The sequence below is a fragment of the Enterococcus sp. C57 genome, assembly GCF_040887305.1.
Taxonomy (GTDB): Bacteria; Bacillota; Bacilli; order Lactobacillales; family Enterococcaceae; genus Enterococcus_B; species Enterococcus_B hirae.
Map to the genome: position 1 here is coordinate 102,291 of NZ_JBFOFP010000007.1, position 18,031 is coordinate 120,321.

Genomic DNA, 18,031 nt, shown 5'->3' on the forward strand with positions numbered 1-18,031 from the left:
TGATTGCATGAGCAACAAACGAATTTATGAACTAGCAAAAGAATTAAATCAGCCTAGTAAAGACGTTGTGGAAAAGGCGCAGCAACTTGGGATTAATGTGAAGAATCACATGGGAGCAATCACAACTGGTGATGAAAAGAAGTTGCAACAAGCGTTCAAAAAACCACAGACGAATAAAAAACCAGCACAGCAAGCCAGCCAAAAGCCAGCCACAAACCAGCCGAATGAACAAAAGAAACAAGAAACAAAAACGAAACAACAAAAAAATAACCGCAACTATCAAGATCGCGGTCAAGGGAGCGGTCAAGTGAATCAAGGAAAAAACCAATCAACAAACCAAAACCGAAGTAATAATGGAGGCGGAAATAACCAAAACCGTCAAGGAGCAACACAAAGTGGCAATCAAAACCGCCAAGGATCAACACAAGGCGGAAACCAAAATCGCCAAGGATCAAACCAAGGTGGTAACCAAAACCGTAACAACAATAATAATCGTGGTAAATTTAACAATAACAACCGCAATCGTTTTAACAAAAAAGGGAAAAAAGGAAAACAACAAACTTCCAATAAACCTGCTGTACCACCACGTAAATTCCGTGAGTTACCAGAAGTATTAGAGTATACTGAAGGCATGAACGTTGCGGATATTGCGAAGAAAATCCATCGTGAACCAGCAGAGATCATCAAAAAATTATTTATGCTTGGCGTAATGGTCAACCAAAACCAAGCACTAGATAAAGATACGATTGAACTCTTAGCAACAGATTATGGGATGGAACCACAAGAAAAAATTCAAGTAGATATCGCAGATATCGACAAATTCTTTGAACCAGAAGAATTAAATCCTGATACATTGGTTTCTCGTCCACCAGTTGTAACAATCATGGGACATGTCGACCACGGGAAAACAACATTACTTGATACATTACGTCATTCACGAGTAACAAGTGGCGAAGCTGGTGGGATTACACAACATATCGGTGCCTACCAAATCGATATCGATGGCAAACCAATTACATTCTTAGACACACCTGGGCATGCTGCATTTACAAGTATGCGTGCGCGAGGAGCAAGTATCACTGATATCACGATCTTAGTTGTAGCAGCAGATGACGGTGTTATGCCACAAACAGTCGAAGCAATCAACCATGCGAAAGCAGCTGGCGTACCAATTATCGTTGCTGTTAATAAGATTGATAAACCAGGGGCAAATCCTCAACACGTGATGCAAGAATTAAGTGAATATGAATTGATTCCAGAAGCTTGGGGTGGAGAAACGATTTTCGTTGAAATCTCTGCTAAATTTGGTCAAAATATTGACGAATTGCTAGAAATGATCTTGCTGGTTGCGGAAGTAGAGGATCTAAAAGCAGATCCTAAACAACGAGCAATTGGTACAGTAATTGAAGCACGTCTAGACAAAGGAAAAGGACCTGTTACTACATTACTTGTTCAACAAGGGACTTTAAACGTAGGTGACCCAATTGTAGTAGGAAATACCTATGGACGTGTGCGTGTGATGGTCAACGACTTAGGTCGTCGTGAAAAATCTGCTGGACCAGCAACACCAGTTGAGATCACTGGGTTAAACGATGTGCCACAAGCAGGTGACCGCTTTGTTGTCTTTGAAGATGAAAAAACTGCTCGTGCAGCCGGTGAAGAACGTGCCAAACGTGCGTTGTTAGAACATCGTGCGATCACTAGTCGGGTAACATTGGACAACTTGTTTGAAAGCTTAAAAGAAGGCGAATTAAAAGAAGTAAATGTTATCATTAAAGCTGATGTACAAGGTTCTGCAGAAGCATTGGCTGCTTCATTGCAAAAGATCGATGTAGAAGGCGTACGTGTGAAAATCGTCCATTCTGCAGTTGGTGCCATCAATGAAAGTGATGTAACCCTTGCAGCAGCAAGTAATGCGATCATCATTGGGTTCAATGTTCGTCCTACACCACAAGCTAAAATTCAAGCGGATAATGAAGAAGTGGACATTCGTTTACACCGAATCATTTATAAAGCAATCGAAGAAATCGAAACAGCGATGAAAGGGATGCTAGATCCAGAGTTTGAAGAAAAAATCACTGGTCAAATGATCGTTCGAGAAACATTCAAAGTATCAAAAGTTGGAACGATCGCTGGGGCTTATGTCACAGAAGGATACATTCGACGTGATAGTGGCGTTCGCGTGATCCGTGATGGTATCGTCATTTACGAAGGACAACTAGCTAGCTTGAAACGTTTCAAAGACGATGTAAAAGAAGTTAAAATGGGTTATGAATGTGGTGCAATGATCGAAAAATTCAATGACATCAAAGTCGATGACGTCATCGAAGGCTTCATTATGGAAGAAATCAAAACAAATTAATTTTAGGAGGCCGCTCAATATGGCAAACTATCGAGACCGCCGAGTCGGTCAAGAAATTTTAAAAGAAGTAAATGATATTTTACGCAAAAAAGTTCGTGATCCTCGTGTAGAAAACGTGACAATCACTGATGTCCACGTTACGGGAGATCTACAACAAGCAACCATCTATTATAGTATTTTATCTGACTTAGCTTCAGATAAGAAAAAAGCACAGGAAGGCCTAGCAAAAGCAAGTGGACTGATTCGCCGTGAATTAGGACACAACTTAAGCATCTATAAAACGCCTGAATTAACTTTTGAATTAGATGAGTCAGTGGGGTATGGTAACCACATTGATGAGTTGCTTCGTAATTTAAATAAAGATTAAAACAAAAAGAGCTATAAACCTTAAGAAGTGGGGTTATAGCTCTTTTTTAGCAGTTTTTTTAGTTTTAGCTTTTTATAAAGCAGAGATACCGCAGTTACACCATCATCCAATTTTTTAGAAAAAAAGTTCAAACTACACAATGCAAGTAGTTTAAAATGACAAACGCACAGTACCGTAATTTTACTGTACAGAATACATGAGAAAAAAATGAGCAATTTGTACGTGTCTCGAACAGGTTGTGAAAGAAGCGGTCAACTCCGAACGAATAAGAGAGAATCTTTTAAAATAGCTTTTCTTATTTTGAAAAATTCTCTCTTATTTTTAAGAAGTGGCTTCTTGGACACCGTTTATTAAGAGTTAGATTTATACTTCAGACTCTTTTCGAGATTCGTATATGATCCTCAGTTTTTTGTTTTGGGGAAGACTAGGATCATTTATTCCTTAAAAGCTGCGACTCGTTTTAATCAAAGGCTGCAAATGAAGGATTCAAGCTTGCCTTTGTCTAAGAGAATAACATGAATTGTATTTACAGGTTTGTGAAGTTTTATTACAAGTTTGTTGCCAAATAATAAAAACGTAGCGAAAAAAGGTAAAATCGTCACATTATTGTGGGATGTGTTATAATGACAAAGTTGATATTTTATTGGATAGGGAGAAAAAACATGGACGGATTATTACCTTTGTGGAAAGAACGTGGCATGACAAGTCATGATTGTGTATTTAAATTAAGAAAAATCTTACATATGAAAAAAATTGGTCATGGTGGTACGTTAGACCCTGATGTTGATGGTGTGTTACCGATTTGCCTTGGAAAAGCGACTAAAGTTATCGAATATTTAAGCGATGCAGGAAAAGTATACCAAGGAGAGATTACATTAGGATTTAGTACAACGACAGAAGACAAATCTGGTGAGGTCGTCGAAAGTAAAACAGTTGATCGATTAATCAGTGATGAAGAAATTGATGAAACGATGAAAAGTTTTATCGGGGAAATCACTCAGATACCACCGATGTATTCAGCTGTCAAAGTGAACGGCAAACGTCTTTATGAGTATGCCAGAAACAATGAAACAGTTACACGTCCCGTGCGTAAAGCGCAGATTGAACGTTTTGAAAGAACAAGTGACGTGCATTGGGACCAAGAGAAGGGGTTGCTATCTTGGCGTTTTGAGGTAGTATGCGGGAAAGGGACTTATGTACGAACGCTTGCTGTTGATACTGGGAAAAAATTAGGCTATCCTGCTCACATGTCCGATCTAACTCGAACAGCTAGTGGAGGAATGAAGAAGGAGCAGGCAATCACTTTACAGCAAGTAGCAGATTATAGGCTTGCAGGAACCTTTGAAGAACATTTATTGCCACTAGAAGCTGGTGTTGCTCGTTTTAAGAGAGTAGACATTAGTGATCGTGTTTGGGAAAAAGTTAAAAATGGTATGCGCTTAGATTATCAGGTATTTAACTTAGCAGAAATGCCGACAGAAGAGATCGCACTTTTTTACCAAGACAAAGTAGTAAGTATTTACCAGCCAAATCCAAAAGAAAAAAATAAATTAAAACCAAGCAAAGTGTTGAGGAATGAGGTATAAAAATGAAAATTATCAAAATTAGACATCCTTATCAAGCAGATCAGATCCCACCAGAAGACGTTGTACTTGTTTTAGGCTTTTTTGACGGGGTACATCTAGGCCATCAACGTGTTATCAATCGGGGAAAAGAAATTGCTAAAAAAGAAGGATTAAAATTAGCTTTGATGACTTTCAACCAACATCCTTCAATCGTCTTCAAAAAAATAAATCCAAGTCAAGTAAAATATTTGACTACTCTGGAACAAAAAGAAGAAAAAATGGCCTTATTGGGTGTTGATTATTTATACGAAATCGATTTTACGTCATCGTTTGCTCATTTAGCTCCACAAGAATTTGTTGATCAATATATCGTAGGACTTCATGCAAAATATGCTGTTTCTGGTTTTGACTATACTTACGGACCTAAAGAAATTGCAGATGTAGCGCACTTACCAAGTTATGCAAAAAATCGATTTGAAATCATCACTGTACCAAAAGAAGAAGACAGTGGCGAGAAGATTAGTTCGACACGGATACGTGAATTATTAAACGCAGGAGAAATAAATGAAGTAACACGTTTATTGGGGGCTGCTTACGAGGTCGAAGGGGTGGTAGTCCATGGCGATGCTCGTGGCCGCCTGCTAGGATTCCCAACAGCTAACATCAAAGTTAAAAGTACTGTTCATCTTCCAAAAGAAGGTGTCTATGTTTCAGAGATCAAAGTTGGTGAAACGTGGTATCAAGCAATGGGATCAATCGGTCATAATGATACCTTTGGTGATGATCGTGAACTTACCGTTGAATTATATATTTTAAATTTTGCTCAAGATATCTATGGAGAGCATGTAAAAGTCCGTTGGCATCATTTTTTGAGAAACCAAGTGAAATTTCCAAACGTTGAATCATTGATTGAACAACTGAAAGCAGACGAAAAAGCGACAGCGGACTATTTTAAATAAAAGTATTGAATTTAACTGAAGACAATAAAAAAGCCTTTTTTGGTGAAATCATTCGAGTCAGCAAGTAGCATGCTGACTCTTTTATTATAGAAAAAAGTAAATCGATCGAATAAGCGTATCGTTTGCCTAAAAGACAGGGTGCTATTGTACACTTAATACAGGAAGTATGCAGTAGGTGAAAAAGAAGGGTGGAAAGTATATGTATAAAGATCTAACAAATAAGGTGGCAGTAGTAACTGGAGGATCAAAAGGGATCGGTAAAGCAATCTGTGAACGCTTTGGTAAAGAAAAAATGTGTGTGGTTGTCAACTATCATTCGGATGAAGAAGGGGCACAAGAAGCAGTAGCCGAGATCGAAAAAAATGGTGGCAAAGCAGTAGCTGTCGAAGCGGATGTCAGTACAGAAGAAGGGATGGATCGTCTGCTCAAAGCAGCAATCGAAACATTCGGAAGTTTAGATATCTGGGTCAATAATGCTGGTATGGAAACGCAAAAACCAACCCATGAGCTGGAATTAGAAGATTGGGAGAAAGTGTTAAAGGTGAACCTAACAGGCGTATTTTTAGGGACAAAAACAGCGTTGAATTATTTTAAAATTCATCAGATCAAAGGTAATATTATCAATATGTCCTCCGTTCACGAACGAATCCCTTGGCCGACATTTGCTCATTACGCAGCATCAAAAGGCGGTGTCAAGCTGTTTACAGAAACAGTAGCCATGGAGTACGCACCAGAAAATATTCGAATCAACAGTATTGGACCAGGGGCGATCAAAACTCCGATTAATGCAGAAAAATTTGAAGATCCAAAAGAAAAAGAAATTCTAGAAAGCATGATACCGATGGAACGAGTGGGTAAACCCGAGGAAGTCGCCGCCGCTGCTGCTTGGCTCGCTTCTAATGAATCCAGTTATGTGACAGGAATTACTTTATTTGTAGATGGTGGCATGAAACTATATCCATCCTTTCAAGGGGGTAAGGGTTAAAGCTACTTACCATTATTATAGAAACAAGAAATAGGAAAAAAATAAATTTAGAATCTAAAAAAACAGTAAACGACATTCAAAGAGCTGACCTTCGGCAATAAGACAAAAATCCACAAAACAGGGGGAGCTGTTTCGAGATTTTTATCTTGATTGCTCCTACGTTTATTCGTCTTAGTTTTTACTTGGTGAGTATTCAGGTCAAACGCTCTTTTCGCAATCTCTTATGCACGGTGCTTATGCATCCAGTTCTTGAAATAAGCCTGAATTTTTTGAAACATGGGAAGCTGTTTCAAAAAATTCAGGCTTATTGTCATCAGAGCAGATCGTTTCTTTCACAGTCTCTCTTTCAAAATAAAAAACTAATTCTTTTTTAGTGAAATGGATGTTTGTTTTTGTAGTTGTTCATAGATCCATGACCCGAAATTAGTGACATAATTAAAGTTACCACCAATTAAGATATCATATTCATTTTCTTTGAAATGCGTGTATTGGATCAATCGATCCTTTTTATTAGCATAAACCTCTGAATGATAGTTAAAAAGTTGCTCTTTAAAGGCATCCATTTCGTGAAAATCATCTGTTACAAGAGATAATTTTAATGTGACAGGCACATCAAGCGTCACTTGATAATCTTTTTGGATCATTAGATTTTCCTTGTCACCGTAAAGGAAATCAAACAAATTTTGTTCAGAAAACTTCCATTTTCCTCCAACTTTTGTTCCCTTTAATTTCCCTTCGTGCAGATAGTTTCGAATTGAACGAGTTGTCACACCAAGTTGGTCGGCTAATTCTTGTACTGAATAATAACCTTTCAATATATCCCTCCTAAAAATTAAACCACTATTTAAACACCGTGGTATCGAATTAAAATAAAGTCCTTATGACCCAAAAGTTAGTTTCAGATTGATGAGGAATTAAATATACTTTATAGATTGTAATTATACTAAAATTCTTATGAAAAAAATAGATTTGTTCGTTAAATAATCGTTATGTTTAGAATAAAATAAACAGATAAAGCAGTGTTTTTCAAATTTAAACTTAAAAAAACGTTATTTAAAATAACTTAATAAAAATTTATGATCACTATGGAAATTTGAGGTGATGAAATAAAATAAAAACAAATTTACTTATAGATAGTAATGAATCCAATCAAATAAGTCAGAAGAACAAATCAACGTGTCTTAGAAATTTTAGCGTTATATAAAAGAAACGCATAAATTGTTTAATTTTTTTTATTTTATAACTAAGGTTTTAATAATTTTTCTCTCGAACCGTCATTGACAATATTTTCATTCAAAGTTTATACTATATTTAGGAAAAAAAATGAATATTATCGTGCTTTTTCCTAAAAGTTCAGAAAGGAGACTTGTTATGTTTACGAAACCTGTACTAAAAAAAATCTCTGGCAATGTTTTGTCCCCATGTTCTTGTGGGTTATTGATTGGTAACGGTTCTTAATCTAGTCTTCCGATGTCCATTTTTAATTGGAAAATAAAGTTGCCCTACAAAACTCCCCTGTTAAAAAGGCGACTTTATTTTCCTATTTAATATAGTCAAAATGTTATTATTCGTTTGTGATGCTAATAAAAGAGGTGAGTGATCTATGAAAATCAAGGAAAATTTATACGCGTATCCTTTTCTTGATGAAATGATTCTCCATAATGTTCTAAGAAGCAGCTGGCTAGTGATTTCTAAAGAAGAGTTAGAGTTGGTGAAGCTACGAAAGTATTCAGCGTTATCCGAGTCTACGCAAAAAAAACTAAAAATCTTTCAGCTTCTATTAGACGAGCCATTAAAAGTAAAAAAAAATGAAGTCACCATTCCTGAAACCGCTTATTTGGCGTTGACACATCAATGTAATTTAAAATGTGTGTATTGTTACGCAGAAGCAGATATGACCAAGAACTATCCGGATCAATTGTCTTTAATTGAATGGTTCCAACTATTAGATCAATTAAAAGACTGTGGTGTAAAAAAAGTCATTTTTACTGGTGGAGAAATAGGACTGAATCATGATTCTTTAAAATATATCGATTATGCCTATCAACTAGGCTTATCGGTTGGTTTGATCACTAATGGAACCTTGATTGGAAAAAAAAGGAATGCACAATTCTTGGCAGATCGATGCGAATCAATGACCATCAGCTTGGATTCGATTGATAAAGAAGAAAATGACAAGAACCGTGGTAGAGGTTGTTATGAAATAGCAATGAGAGGTATCCGTAATCTTTTAGATATCGGTTTCCATAATATTTACGTTAATGCAACCGTTACCAACTATAACTTAAAATCAGTTGATCAAACGATTGAATTTTTTAAAGAGAATGGAATCTCCTATAAATTAGGTGGATTTAGCGAATTAGGAAGAGGTAGTATGGCAGATATTTCATTATCTTTTGAAGAAAGAAAAGAAATCGAGTGCAAAGAAAAAAGTGCTCAACGATCTGCATTTTTAAAGCCATTTACAATTAAAGAATCTTGTGGTTTGGGTTTGGGAGAGTTCGTTATCAATCCAGTTGGGGATATTTTTGCATGTAAATTATTGGAGACAGATGACTATAAATTAGGTAATATCAGAAAAAACAAATTAGCTGATATTTATAACCATAAAGAGATAGAATTGCTTGAATCTCAAAATATCCATCATTTATCTGGTTGTCAAACTTGTTCTTTTCGCTATTTATGCGGTGGTGGTTGTCGTGCGCAACATTATTATCATACCAATGATGTTTATGGAGTGGATCGCTCTGAATGTCAATTATTGCAAGAGTTAATAAAAAATCAAATGTATCGTATCTGGAAACAGACAGAAATGACCTGAAGGAGCGTGATTAGGTGAGACTGAACGGCGAATTGGCCTATGAGAAATTAGGGAACGACCTCTATCTTTCCTTGAATGATGAAATCTATCTTTTAGATAATGAAGTATCGATCTATATATTTGAATTATTAAAAACAAATGTAGCACTTAGTCATGTAAAAGAAAAAGTATTAATACGATTTGCTGATTCTGGTGACTATTCTAATGAAGAAAAAGAAAAATATATCACAGAGTTTATCTCAGATCTGATCAACAATCAAATTCTCTTACAAGATTAGGTCAATCAATGAAAACTAGTAAAAGAACAATGCGTTTATCAAAAGATAATCAACATTGTTCTTTTTTGCTTCTTTCTTCTGGCTTCACTCAAATTATCAAATGAAGCGTCATATTTCGGTAAAACTTCTCTTTGTCCGTTACAAGACTCAATTAGATAGAGAAGGGTCTAACTCAGTTCTTTGTTTAAAAATTAAACAATACAGTACGCCTATGATAAAGCCACTGATTGCTGGCAGGATAAAACCAACACCACTGGAAGCAAATGGAATCGTATGAACATACCAATTGGTTAAATTTGTTGTCAAATGATTTTGAATAGGTAATGCTTTGATACCATCAAATAAAGCAGGTATGGCTGTAAAGATTGTCGTCAATTGATAAACGATTCTGCGATTTTGGAAAAAGGCAGAGCAAAGTGCTGGGATGATCATTGCCATGGAAAGAGGATAAAGAATCATTAAAAATGGCATGGTCCAAGCAATAATGGTGTCAAGTCCAAAGTTTGCGGTAATAAAAGAAAGTAATGTAGTGATTCGAAGCCATCCTTTATAGCCGATCTTAGGGAAGCGGACAGAGAAATCTTGGGCAAATGAGGCAATCAACCCCATCGCAGAAGTGAAAACTGCTAACAGCGTCATCAAGGCCATAAAAATCAATCCCACTTTACCAAAATAGGATTGGACGATTTGAGTTAATGCAATCCCTCCGTTTTCGGAGATACCAAAGCGATTTAAAGACATCGTACCTAATGCAATAATCCCCAAATAGATACCACCACATAAAACCATCGTTAATAGACCAGATTTTACAGTATTTTTAGCAATCTGATCTTCATCATGAATCCCCATTCCTTGAAGCGCACGAATGATCGTAATTCCAAAAGCTAATGAGGCTAATGCGTCCATTGTATTATATCCTTCGATAAAGCCGTTGGTAGTTGCTGCTTGTTGGTAATCCAGTACAGGCTTGGCATCCAATGGTCCTAAGGGAAGAATCAAAGCGACGATAAACACAGCGAATAGTAAAATTAAAAATAATGGGTTTAAATATTTTCCAATGATTTTTAATAAATTTGATTCACGAGTTGATAAATAATAGGCTAAGCCAAAGAAAATAACCGAAAAGATAAATAAGCCAATCGTTGTATACTTTTCTGGTAAAATCATTCCTAAACTAAATTGATATCCTAATGCAGCAGTTCTGGGAGTGGCGAATAAAGGTCCTAAGGCCATATGGTTCATAATGAGAAATAAGGTACCATACCACGCAGCCACTGGTTTAGCAAAATCGTACAACCCGCTTGAGCGTGTTTTACTTAAGGCAATCAGTGCAGCTAAAGGTAATAAAGTAGAGGAGATCAAAAAACCAATCCCAGCAGATAACCAATGACTACCTGCAAGTTGACCTAAATGAGCAGGGAAAATAAGGTTACCTGCTCCAAAAAGCATTCCGAAAATGAGTGAAGCTAATAAAAATAATTTCTTTGTTGATAATTTTTCCATCATAAATAACTCCTTAATCGTTTAGTTAACATAAATGAAATGAAGCTAAACGTCTGACTCGTCTTTGTCTAAAAATTTGCATAAATCTTTTCCTTTCTTTGGTGAAAAACACAAAAAGCCCGTTGGAATAATTATTCCAACGGGCAATTGACATTGCGGTACCACCGTTTTTTTTGTTTATGAATAAACAATCTCTTAGCGACTCACTAATAGTGAAGCGCATTATCCGATAACGGGGATCGCCGGCACAAACTTCTAACGTCACTTGTGCATCTCCAGAGTTACTTTCACAAATAATAGACCTACGATTTTCCACCAACCAATCGCTCTCTAAAATGCTTATTATTCGTTACTCTCTCTATCAATGATTTTTGTTCATTATAGAAGCAATGATGAACAGTGTCAAGACAAAAAAAGTAAAAAATTGAATTTTCTGTCAATAGATTTGGGTGAAACGTTCACCATTGATTTTTTTCTTTCTTCTTAATTACGGTCAATTTTTATTGCTGTAAGAGTCTTCGTTAAGGACACAAGCGTAGTTAAGTGTCTACATAATAAATAGTGAAACGAATGCTTAATGGCTTGAAAAATGTGGTGGAATATTCTTTGAGATTGTTAGAAACAGCCAACTATTGTTAGCAAAGTATTTATTTGACTGTCTCTACAACAATTTTGAAATTTGATCTATCACACCGATTTGTTATCAGTCAGTCGTTCGATTCATCTTTTAAGGCAAAAAAAGCAAAAATTGTAAGGTTAAACGGTTTCAAACGCCTTTTTTTAGAATGAATATAAGTAAAATAGGATTTACCCAATTGAGCGAAGATTAAAAAAAGGAGGTTTTGTTACATTTGCTGTAAAGAGAAAGGTGAGGGTAAGTGGATGAGAAAGATGACGATTGTTTTCTTTTTGTTCCTTATTTTTTTGACCATTGAGGCATATACGCGAACAATGATTGTCTACGCTGAATCTGTACAAAGCACAGCGGGGATCCGCTTTGTACCAAATCCTTCAAATGCATCATCAAAAGATCTGGCAAAAGAGAAAGACGGGCAGACAAAAAGAATGATGCAAAGAAAGCTCCCAAAAACAATTGATCAGCAGAGTAGTTCTTTGATGATCTGTGGTGGACTCATTGTAACAGCAGCAGGAGGTTTCCTCTTACTGAGAAAAGGAAAGAAGGAAAAAAATGAAAAAAGTAGTTTTAACAATCGCACTATTTAGCACATTCGTTATTAGTGCGAAAGCAACAACCGTTTATGCAGAAATAGCCGATGATACTCATGGCACAAGTATCGCTAAAGTTGGGTTAGAGAAACAAGATGAAACGGATGAACCAACGGATCCAATTGATCCACCAGATGTACCAGGTACGTATATTCCAACAGGAAACACCGGTGCTTTACGTATTGACTATATCTCAAATATTGACTTCGGTACACAAAAAATCGCTAGTGAAACAAAAAACTATACAGCTGGGAATTCAGATGAATTTGTTGAAACACAAATATCTGATCTACGAGGAAATGGTGCAGGGTGGAACTTACAAGTTAGCTATGATAGTGAAAAAGCAGGATTTTATACTGAAAATGGTGTTGCGTTAGCTGGGGCTGAACTAAGCTTGCCAGCAGGGACAGCAAAAACGGTGACAGAGAATCAATCTCCGACAGCTGAAACGGCAACGGTAACAGTAAATAAAGATGCACAAAATATTATGTTTGCTGCCGCAACAACCGGTCTAGGGACTTGGGAAGATCAGATGTCAGCAGAAGCTGTTTCATTAAAAGTACCTTCTGGTAACTTGGCAGGAACTTATTCTGCCACACTTGTTTGGACATTAACAGACGCACCAGCTTAATCTAAAGGAGAAGAAACATGAAAAAAAATATTCTAGCAACTACATTATTAAGTGTGTTAGCCATTAATACCATGAGTATGACCATCTATGCAGAAGAAATGAGTGATTCAGCAACTTCAACAGCAAAGATCACATTCGAAGGGAATGATACCCATTCCAACAAACCAGTGAATCCAGATAATCCAGATGATCCAATCGACAAACCAGACGAAGTAGATCCAGATGATCCTAACAATCATGGAACTGGCGATCAAGGACCACTTTCAATTGACTATGTGTCCAATATCAGTTTTGGTACACAAGAAATTTCACAAAATAAAAAAGTCTATGTCGCAGCAAATGCAAAACCATTTGTTCAAATTACAGATAAACGAGGAGTAGCTGGTGGCTGGTCACTAACTGCGACTGCTTCAAAATTTTCAGCAGCTGACAGCACTGAATTAAAAGGAGCAATCCTATCATTTGCGAATGGAGATACTCGAACGACTTCTGATAACATCAGCGGCAAACCTGATGCTTTTGATTTCACTTTTAACAATCATGAAGCTCAACCAGTTATGACGGCAAAAAGTCTGAATGGTCAGGGCACTTGGTTAGATGTATTTCAAGGAGAAGAAGGAAACAATACAAATGTTCAATTGACTGTTCCTGCTGGTTCTGCTCAAGCAAAAGAGTATACCGCAACGATTACTTGGACCCTTACTGCAGGTCCAACTGATGCACAATGATGCATAAACGTCATCATCGTTTTATTTGTTTAGTCACAGGCATCATCGGAGTTTGGGGAATCCTTGATGTCAATTCGCTTACCTCATATGCAGATTCAGCTGAATCTGCATATAGTGTAAGTGCAAATATACCTGAAGAACAAACAAATAAAGATGTATCTTATTTTGATTTAACTGAAGCACCAAATGAAACGCGCGACCTATCCATTCATTTATCCAATGTCGGAGAAAAAGAAAGTGTCTTTGAAATAGAGATCAACAATGCAGCGACCAACACAAACGGTGTGATCGATTATAATCAACGAACAGTTAAAAAGGATACCTCTGCCAAATACCAAGTCAGTGATTGCTTAACCACTGATGCAAAGGAAGTAACAATTCCAGCTGGAGAAGCAAAAGACGTTCATTTTCAATTGAAAATGCCAAAAGAATCATTTGACGGGATTCTTTTAGGAGGTATCCATGTAACGAAAAAAGAGAACCAAAGTGAAAAAGTTTCTGGAACAGCGATTCGAAATAAGTATGCTTATGTTATTGGGGTTGAGCTTAGGAACAACAGTAAACCTGTCTCACCAGATTTGAAATTGATTTCTGCAAGAACTGGGTTACAAAATTCGTATGCAACGATTTTCGCACATTTACAAAATCCTACATCAACAATCATCAGCCAAGTTCATACGGAAGCGACGATCACAAAAAAAGGTTCATCAAAAGTGTTGTATACAGCAAACAAAGATCATATGTCGATCGCACCCAATACGAACTTTGACTTTCCGATCAGTGTCAACAAGAAGAAAATCGATCCGGGAACTTATACGTTAACAGTGGATGCGACAACAGAAAATAATCAAAAGAAATGGCATTTAGCAAAAACATTTACGATCAAACCAGACAATGCCAAAAAAATCAATGATGAAGCAATTACAGAAGAAAAAGCAGAAGTGTCTTATTTGCCGATGATCATTGGTATAGGTAGTTTGCTATTAGGGATCATTGCATTCTTAAGTTATAAATTGTTCCAGCAAAAAGGTAGGTGAGAAAAGAAATGAAAAAGCAAAGAGTGAATAAAAAATTATTATTTCTAGTCGCCTATTTTGCTTTGTTCAGTCTCTTTCAGCTAGCCTTCTCTACTAAGTCAGTTGTTGCGGATTCATGGCCTGATGGACAATCAGAAGCTGACATCTATGGTGGACATATCCATGCTAAAATCACCTATGTAAAAGATGGGAATCCAAATTATACAGCGATTGGGGATACGATAACAGTTACAACAGTTTTAGAAAAAAAAGATGATACAAACCTTGAAGAAGAGTATAAGCAATCAACGTTAGTGACGGTTTTTCCTGATAAAGAGCAAGGGTTGGAATTATTAGGAGAACCCGAACTTGTTTATAAACATGGTGGTGTAACAGGTAACGGAAATTTGATGGCTCCATCTAAGGAAGTTGCCTATGACATCATAACGGCTTATAACTTTTATGGACATACAGAATTTGGAGATTCCAAGTCCTATGATGGGCGGATTACAGAAATATTGCCGCTCGCTTCAGACGGTATCTCTGATGGTCCTTATAGTGACAATTACTCGGTTTATCGATTATTGGAAAAAACGGGTGATTCAATGACGATCACCTATCGTGCCAAAGTCACAGAAAAAGCAGTCACTAAGGATAAATTTGTCTTGCGTGCATCTGTTTGGGATAGTATGAAAAAAGATATTGGATTTACTCATTTTTTATCTGCTGAAATGCCAAGCTTTCAATCAGAAAAGTTAGCCTTATCTTTTGATGATACGAGCAAAAATCTAGAATTAGATTCCGAGCAGATCACGCTAACAGGTAAATGGAGTGGTCCTTTGGACGATCTCACAGCTTACTTAACAATCAATGGGATGATAATGAACACTGATGAACTATTGTCTTGCTTCAAGAGTGATGGCACATTTCGTGTACCTGTTGACCTGAGTCAGCTACCATCAGTTTCAGAAGTGAATAATGTGACTTTGATGATTCAAAAAAGTAATGGTGAGTCAGCACAAGATTCAACGGTCTTAAGAATGACCAAACCTGCTTCACCTCCTACGATTGAACTGGCAAATAATCTTGCTAATCAAACGCTCGTTCTTTACCCGGGGGATCAAGGGTTTACCTTGAGTGGCAAGTGGAAAGCCGATAGTGGTTCGTGGATCAATATTTACTATAAGTTAAATGGTGTTGAAAAAAAGCTGAATGATTCAGATTCGATTGCGAATACACAACCTGGAAATATGGTTGATTTTTCAAAGAATTTCACACTTGCAGACTTAGCAGCAGGAGAAAATCAATTTGAAGTTTATGTTAAAAATGAAAAAAAACAACAATCAAATATTGAAACATTTAAGGTGATCAAAGAAGCGGGGGTTGTGAGATTTGTAAACGTACCAGATCTTCTGACTTTCATGTCAATCCCCGTTGCTAGTCATACGATTCAAACAAATTTGACACAGGCAGCCAATCTTTTAGTAGAAGATACAACTGGAAAACCGATTAATTGGAAACTTAATGTGTCACAAACTGAAGAGTTTAAAGATGGTAAACAAGTATTACCAGCCACTCTTTTTTATCAAAATGGTGATACGGCACAAGTCATCGAAAAAGAACATCCGATCACACTTCCTATGACTGAAGTAACAACTAATAATAATGTCCGGAATTACAGCATTCTACAAAATTCAGAAAACTATTTTTATCTAAATGTTCAACCCGGTGGATATGCTGGGGAATATTCATCACAGGTGGAATGGACAATTGTCAATGCCCCTTAGTTACTTTTATTGATAAAATATAGTGGAGCTGGTTAACAGGGATATTCAAATGATTGAAATCCAGATTTTTAATATTGAAATTAGCGAAATAAGCCAAAGATAGCCAAAATTACTTTTTGTATTTAAGCTATCTTTGGCTTATTTTTTTGTATTGTTTTATTAAGGATGGTGCAAATGCTGATCAAAGAAGACTGTTCATTGGTTGAAATAGTGGAAATAGTTTGGATAGTTCTATGCTACTAAAAAAAGATGAATAAATGAAACTTGGATTTCCATCTAATCGAGAAGGTTAAGGTAACGTGAGATTCAGTTTTACAGTTAAGCTCTAAGGTGGTTAAATAAAAATTAAATTTTTCAAATATTCTAAATATGCTTGCGATTTTTCTAGTATTTTTTATTATTCATGTTATCTTATAACAGTAATGTTATTGGTTGTCAAAAGGGGAGGCACCAATTAATGAAAAGTGGTATGTTTGAAAATGATAAACTGGTTTGCTTAGGGGGATGGGTTAATGGAAGTGATTATTTATATTATAGTGGTTCATCTTAATTTTGCACTGATAGGTCTCATTTTATTTGCAAAAAAAAGGATTTTTATGGATTGCTTCATTCGTTTGGGATTAACGCTACTTAATATATGGCTGATTGAATGGACGCCAGTATTTTTGGTTTTACTTTATTTTTATAATGGAAAATATATTTTTCAGGAAACAAGAAATCTATTTATTGTTTTTTTATTAAATACTTTTTGTGTAAATTTTATCGGTATTTCTGTTTTTTTGACAATTGAAGTGCCACGATTTTTAGAAAATTATGACTTGTTAGCGAATGCGATCCTAGAAATTTTGCTTTTAGTGGCAATCCTAATTGTAATGAAAGAATTAGATAAAAAGTTTCGAATTAGTAATTATCTATACGCATATAAAAAAAATCGTCTGTTTTCGACATTTTTGATTATATGTATGTTCATGTCACTTTTGTGGTATCATTTGCTTTTTTCGGTGGATTCATTGGATTTCCTTTTAACCTCTTTTATTTTAGTTGCTAGTAATTCCTTTTATGGACTACTTATGCTTTTGATTTTATTGAATGAAAAAAAGGAAGAATACTATCAGATCTATTTGGAAAGCATGAAAAAAAATGAAGAATATTATCAAAAGCTAGAAGAATTTCGTCATGATTATAAAAATTATGTTAGTGTGATGGAAGATCTTGTACAGAATAAACAAATTCATAACGAAATAGAGGCCATCGTAGGGGAAGAAAAAGAGTTTTTTGAAACGCAACTCAACGATGCTTTACACATGAAGTTACAAAAAATTTATGATCCACTGTTGCAAGGAGTTTTTGTCAAATTTGTTAAGCGGGCAGAAGAGCTTGGGATACCTTATAAAATCCAAGTCAATCATATCATACCCAAGCTTTCAATGAATTCCTATGACATGATTCGCTTATTTACAAATATTATCGAAAATGCTTTTGTTCATTATGATCAAACGATGGCGAAAGAAAAAAAAGAAATCACGATCATCGTTGAACATTTGTGGAATTGTTTTTATTTTGAATTTAGTAATCCCAGCAAAAACACTGGAAAAAATCTAACTGAATTGTTTCAAAAAGGAACAACCAGTCAGAAAAGTAGTAAGGGAATTGGGTTATACAGTGTCAAAAAAATCGTAGAAGAGAATGAGAATCTTGCATTGAATTTAAAGTATGATAAACAAGAGCAACGTTTTTACTGTATCTTAACTTTGAAAAAGGAAACAGTCCATTAAAAAAAAGCCACTTGCCTATTTACTGAA

Annotated in this window: 15 protein-coding genes and 1 other annotated feature; of the genes, 13 read left to right on the forward strand and 2 right to left on the reverse strand. The window is 35.9% G+C overall.

What is annotated here, in order from left to right:
* Positions 1 to 7: 7 nt before the first annotated feature.
* The 5 genes from infB (at position 8) to AB5M32_RS09825 (ending at position 6,238) form a co-directional block, all read left to right on the forward strand.
* Positions 8 to 2,362, forward strand: a complete 2,355-nt coding sequence (gene infB, locus AB5M32_RS09805; RefSeq protein ID WP_053766744.1) for a translation initiation factor IF-2 — start codon at positions 8 to 10, stop codon at positions 2,360 to 2,362.
* A gap of 19 nt (positions 2,363 to 2,381) precedes the next feature.
* Positions 2,382 to 2,729 (forward strand): 30S ribosome-binding factor RbfA, encoded by a 348-nt coding sequence (rbfA, locus tag AB5M32_RS09810; RefSeq protein WP_010718887.1) that lies wholly within the window; start codon positions 2,382 to 2,384, stop codon positions 2,727 to 2,729.
* A 662-nt stretch (positions 2,730 to 3,391) separates the two neighbouring features.
* The gene (gene truB / locus AB5M32_RS09815) at positions 3,392 to 4,315 is read left to right on the forward strand and encodes a tRNA pseudouridine(55) synthase TruB (RefSeq protein ID WP_178286070.1); all 924 of its coding nucleotides are present in this window, start codon (positions 3,392 to 3,394) and stop codon (positions 4,313 to 4,315) included.
* A gap of 2 nt (positions 4,316 to 4,317) precedes the next feature.
* Positions 4,318 to 5,253 carry a riboflavin biosynthesis protein RibF gene (ribF, locus tag AB5M32_RS09820; RefSeq protein WP_010718889.1) on the forward strand — a complete coding sequence of 312 codons (936 nt, stop codon included), beginning with the start codon at positions 4,318 to 4,320 and terminating at the stop codon, positions 5,251 to 5,253.
* A gap of 199 nt (positions 5,254 to 5,452) precedes the next feature.
* On the forward strand, positions 5,453 to 6,238 hold the full coding sequence (locus AB5M32_RS09825) for a glucose-1-dehydrogenase (protein WP_126343682.1): 786 nt from the start codon (positions 5,453 to 5,455) through the stop codon (positions 6,236 to 6,238).
* A gap of 359 nt (positions 6,239 to 6,597) precedes the next feature.
* On the opposite strand, the gene AB5M32_RS09830 is transcribed toward AB5M32_RS09825, so the two are convergent.
* A complete protein-coding gene (locus AB5M32_RS09830; RefSeq protein ID WP_096708954.1) occupies positions 6,598 to 7,053 on the reverse strand; it encodes a helix-turn-helix domain-containing protein in 456 nt (151 codons plus the stop codon).
* 788 nt (positions 7,054 to 7,841) lie between these two features.
* Between AB5M32_RS09830 and AB5M32_RS09835 the strand changes: the two genes are divergently transcribed.
* On the forward strand, positions 7,842 to 9,059 hold the full coding sequence (locus AB5M32_RS09835; protein ID WP_178286072.1) for a radical SAM protein: 1,218 nt from the start codon (positions 7,842 to 7,844) through the stop codon (positions 9,057 to 9,059).
* 14 nt (positions 9,060 to 9,073) lie between these two features.
* Positions 9,074 to 9,337, forward strand: a complete 264-nt coding sequence (locus AB5M32_RS09840) for a hypothetical protein (RefSeq protein ID WP_053766748.1) — start codon at positions 9,074 to 9,076, stop codon at positions 9,335 to 9,337.
* Positions 9,338 to 9,484: 147 nt separating this feature from the next.
* Here the strand turns inward: AB5M32_RS09840 and brnQ are convergent, their stop codons facing one another.
* On the reverse strand, positions 9,485 to 10,843 hold the full coding sequence (brnQ, locus tag AB5M32_RS09845) for a branched-chain amino acid transport system II carrier protein (protein ID WP_034698322.1): 1,359 nt from the start codon (positions 10,841 to 10,843) through the stop codon (positions 9,485 to 9,487).
* Positions 10,844 to 10,976: 133 nt separating this feature from the next.
* Positions 10,977 to 11,214: a binding site (T-box leader), on the reverse strand.
* A 508-nt stretch (positions 11,215 to 11,722) separates the two neighbouring features.
* Here brnQ and AB5M32_RS09850 point away from each other — a divergent pair.
* From AB5M32_RS09850 to AB5M32_RS09875, 6 genes are all read left to right on the forward strand, one after another.
* Positions 11,723 to 12,064, forward strand: a complete 342-nt coding sequence (locus AB5M32_RS09850) for an LPXTG cell wall anchor domain-containing protein (RefSeq protein ID WP_063627244.1) — start codon at positions 11,723 to 11,725, stop codon at positions 12,062 to 12,064.
* Positions 12,030 to 12,698, forward strand: a complete 669-nt coding sequence (locus AB5M32_RS09855) for a WxL domain-containing protein (RefSeq protein WP_178286073.1) — start codon at positions 12,030 to 12,032, stop codon at positions 12,696 to 12,698. The genes AB5M32_RS09850 and AB5M32_RS09855 overlap by 35 nt, the downstream gene beginning before the upstream one ends.
* Before the next feature lie 17 nt (positions 12,699 to 12,715).
* The gene (locus AB5M32_RS09860) at positions 12,716 to 13,426 is read left to right on the forward strand and encodes a WxL domain-containing protein (protein ID WP_178286075.1); all 711 of its coding nucleotides are present in this window, start codon (positions 12,716 to 12,718) and stop codon (positions 13,424 to 13,426) included.
* The gene (locus tag AB5M32_RS09865; protein ID WP_096708956.1) at positions 13,423 to 14,463 is read left to right on the forward strand and encodes a DUF916 and DUF3324 domain-containing protein; all 1,041 of its coding nucleotides are present in this window, start codon (positions 13,423 to 13,425) and stop codon (positions 14,461 to 14,463) included. Before AB5M32_RS09860 ends, AB5M32_RS09865 begins: the two co-directional genes overlap by 4 nt.
* Before the next feature lie 8 nt (positions 14,464 to 14,471).
* On the forward strand, positions 14,472 to 16,229 hold the full coding sequence (locus AB5M32_RS09870; RefSeq protein WP_178286077.1) for a hypothetical protein: 1,758 nt from the start codon (positions 14,472 to 14,474) through the stop codon (positions 16,227 to 16,229).
* Between the two features lie 512 nt (positions 16,230 to 16,741).
* A complete protein-coding gene (locus tag AB5M32_RS09875; protein ID WP_368024430.1) occupies positions 16,742 to 18,004 on the forward strand; it encodes a sensor histidine kinase in 1,263 nt (420 codons plus the stop codon).
* The last annotated feature ends 27 nt before the right edge of the window (positions 18,005 to 18,031 follow it).

Bases quoted from the DNA above. Each gene is read 5' to 3' on its own strand.
- infB (WP_053766744.1), top strand. From the start codon at position 8: ATGAGCAACAAACGAATTTATGAACTAGCAAAAGAATTAAATCAGCCT.
- rbfA (WP_010718887.1), top strand. From the start codon at position 2,382: ATGGCAAACTATCGAGACCGCCGAGTCGGTCAAGAAATTTTAAAAGAA.
- truB (WP_178286070.1), top strand. From the start codon at position 3,392: ATGGACGGATTATTACCTTTGTGGAAAGAACGTGGCATGACAAGTCAT.
- ribF (WP_010718889.1), top strand. From the start codon at position 4,318: ATGAAAATTATCAAAATTAGACATCCTTATCAAGCAGATCAGATCCCA.
- AB5M32_RS09825 (WP_126343682.1), top strand. From the start codon at position 5,453: ATGTATAAAGATCTAACAAATAAGGTGGCAGTAGTAACTGGAGGATCA.
- AB5M32_RS09835 (WP_178286072.1), top strand. From the start codon at position 7,842: ATGAAAATCAAGGAAAATTTATACGCGTATCCTTTTCTTGATGAAATG.
- brnQ (WP_034698322.1), bottom strand. From the start codon at position 10,843: ATGATGGAAAAATTATCAACAAAGAAATTATTTTTATTAGCTTCACTC.
- AB5M32_RS09850 (WP_063627244.1), top strand. From the start codon at position 11,723: ATGAGAAAGATGACGATTGTTTTCTTTTTGTTCCTTATTTTTTTGACC.
- AB5M32_RS09855 (WP_178286073.1), top strand. From the start codon at position 12,030: ATGAAAAAAGTAGTTTTAACAATCGCACTATTTAGCACATTCGTTATT.
- AB5M32_RS09860 (WP_178286075.1), top strand. From the start codon at position 12,716: ATGAAAAAAAATATTCTAGCAACTACATTATTAAGTGTGTTAGCCATT.
- AB5M32_RS09865 (WP_096708956.1), top strand. From the start codon at position 13,423: ATGATGCATAAACGTCATCATCGTTTTATTTGTTTAGTCACAGGCATC.
- AB5M32_RS09870 (WP_178286077.1), top strand. From the start codon at position 14,472: ATGAAAAAGCAAAGAGTGAATAAAAAATTATTATTTCTAGTCGCCTAT.
- AB5M32_RS09875 (WP_368024430.1), top strand. From the start codon at position 16,742: ATGGAAGTGATTATTTATATTATAGTGGTTCATCTTAATTTTGCACTG.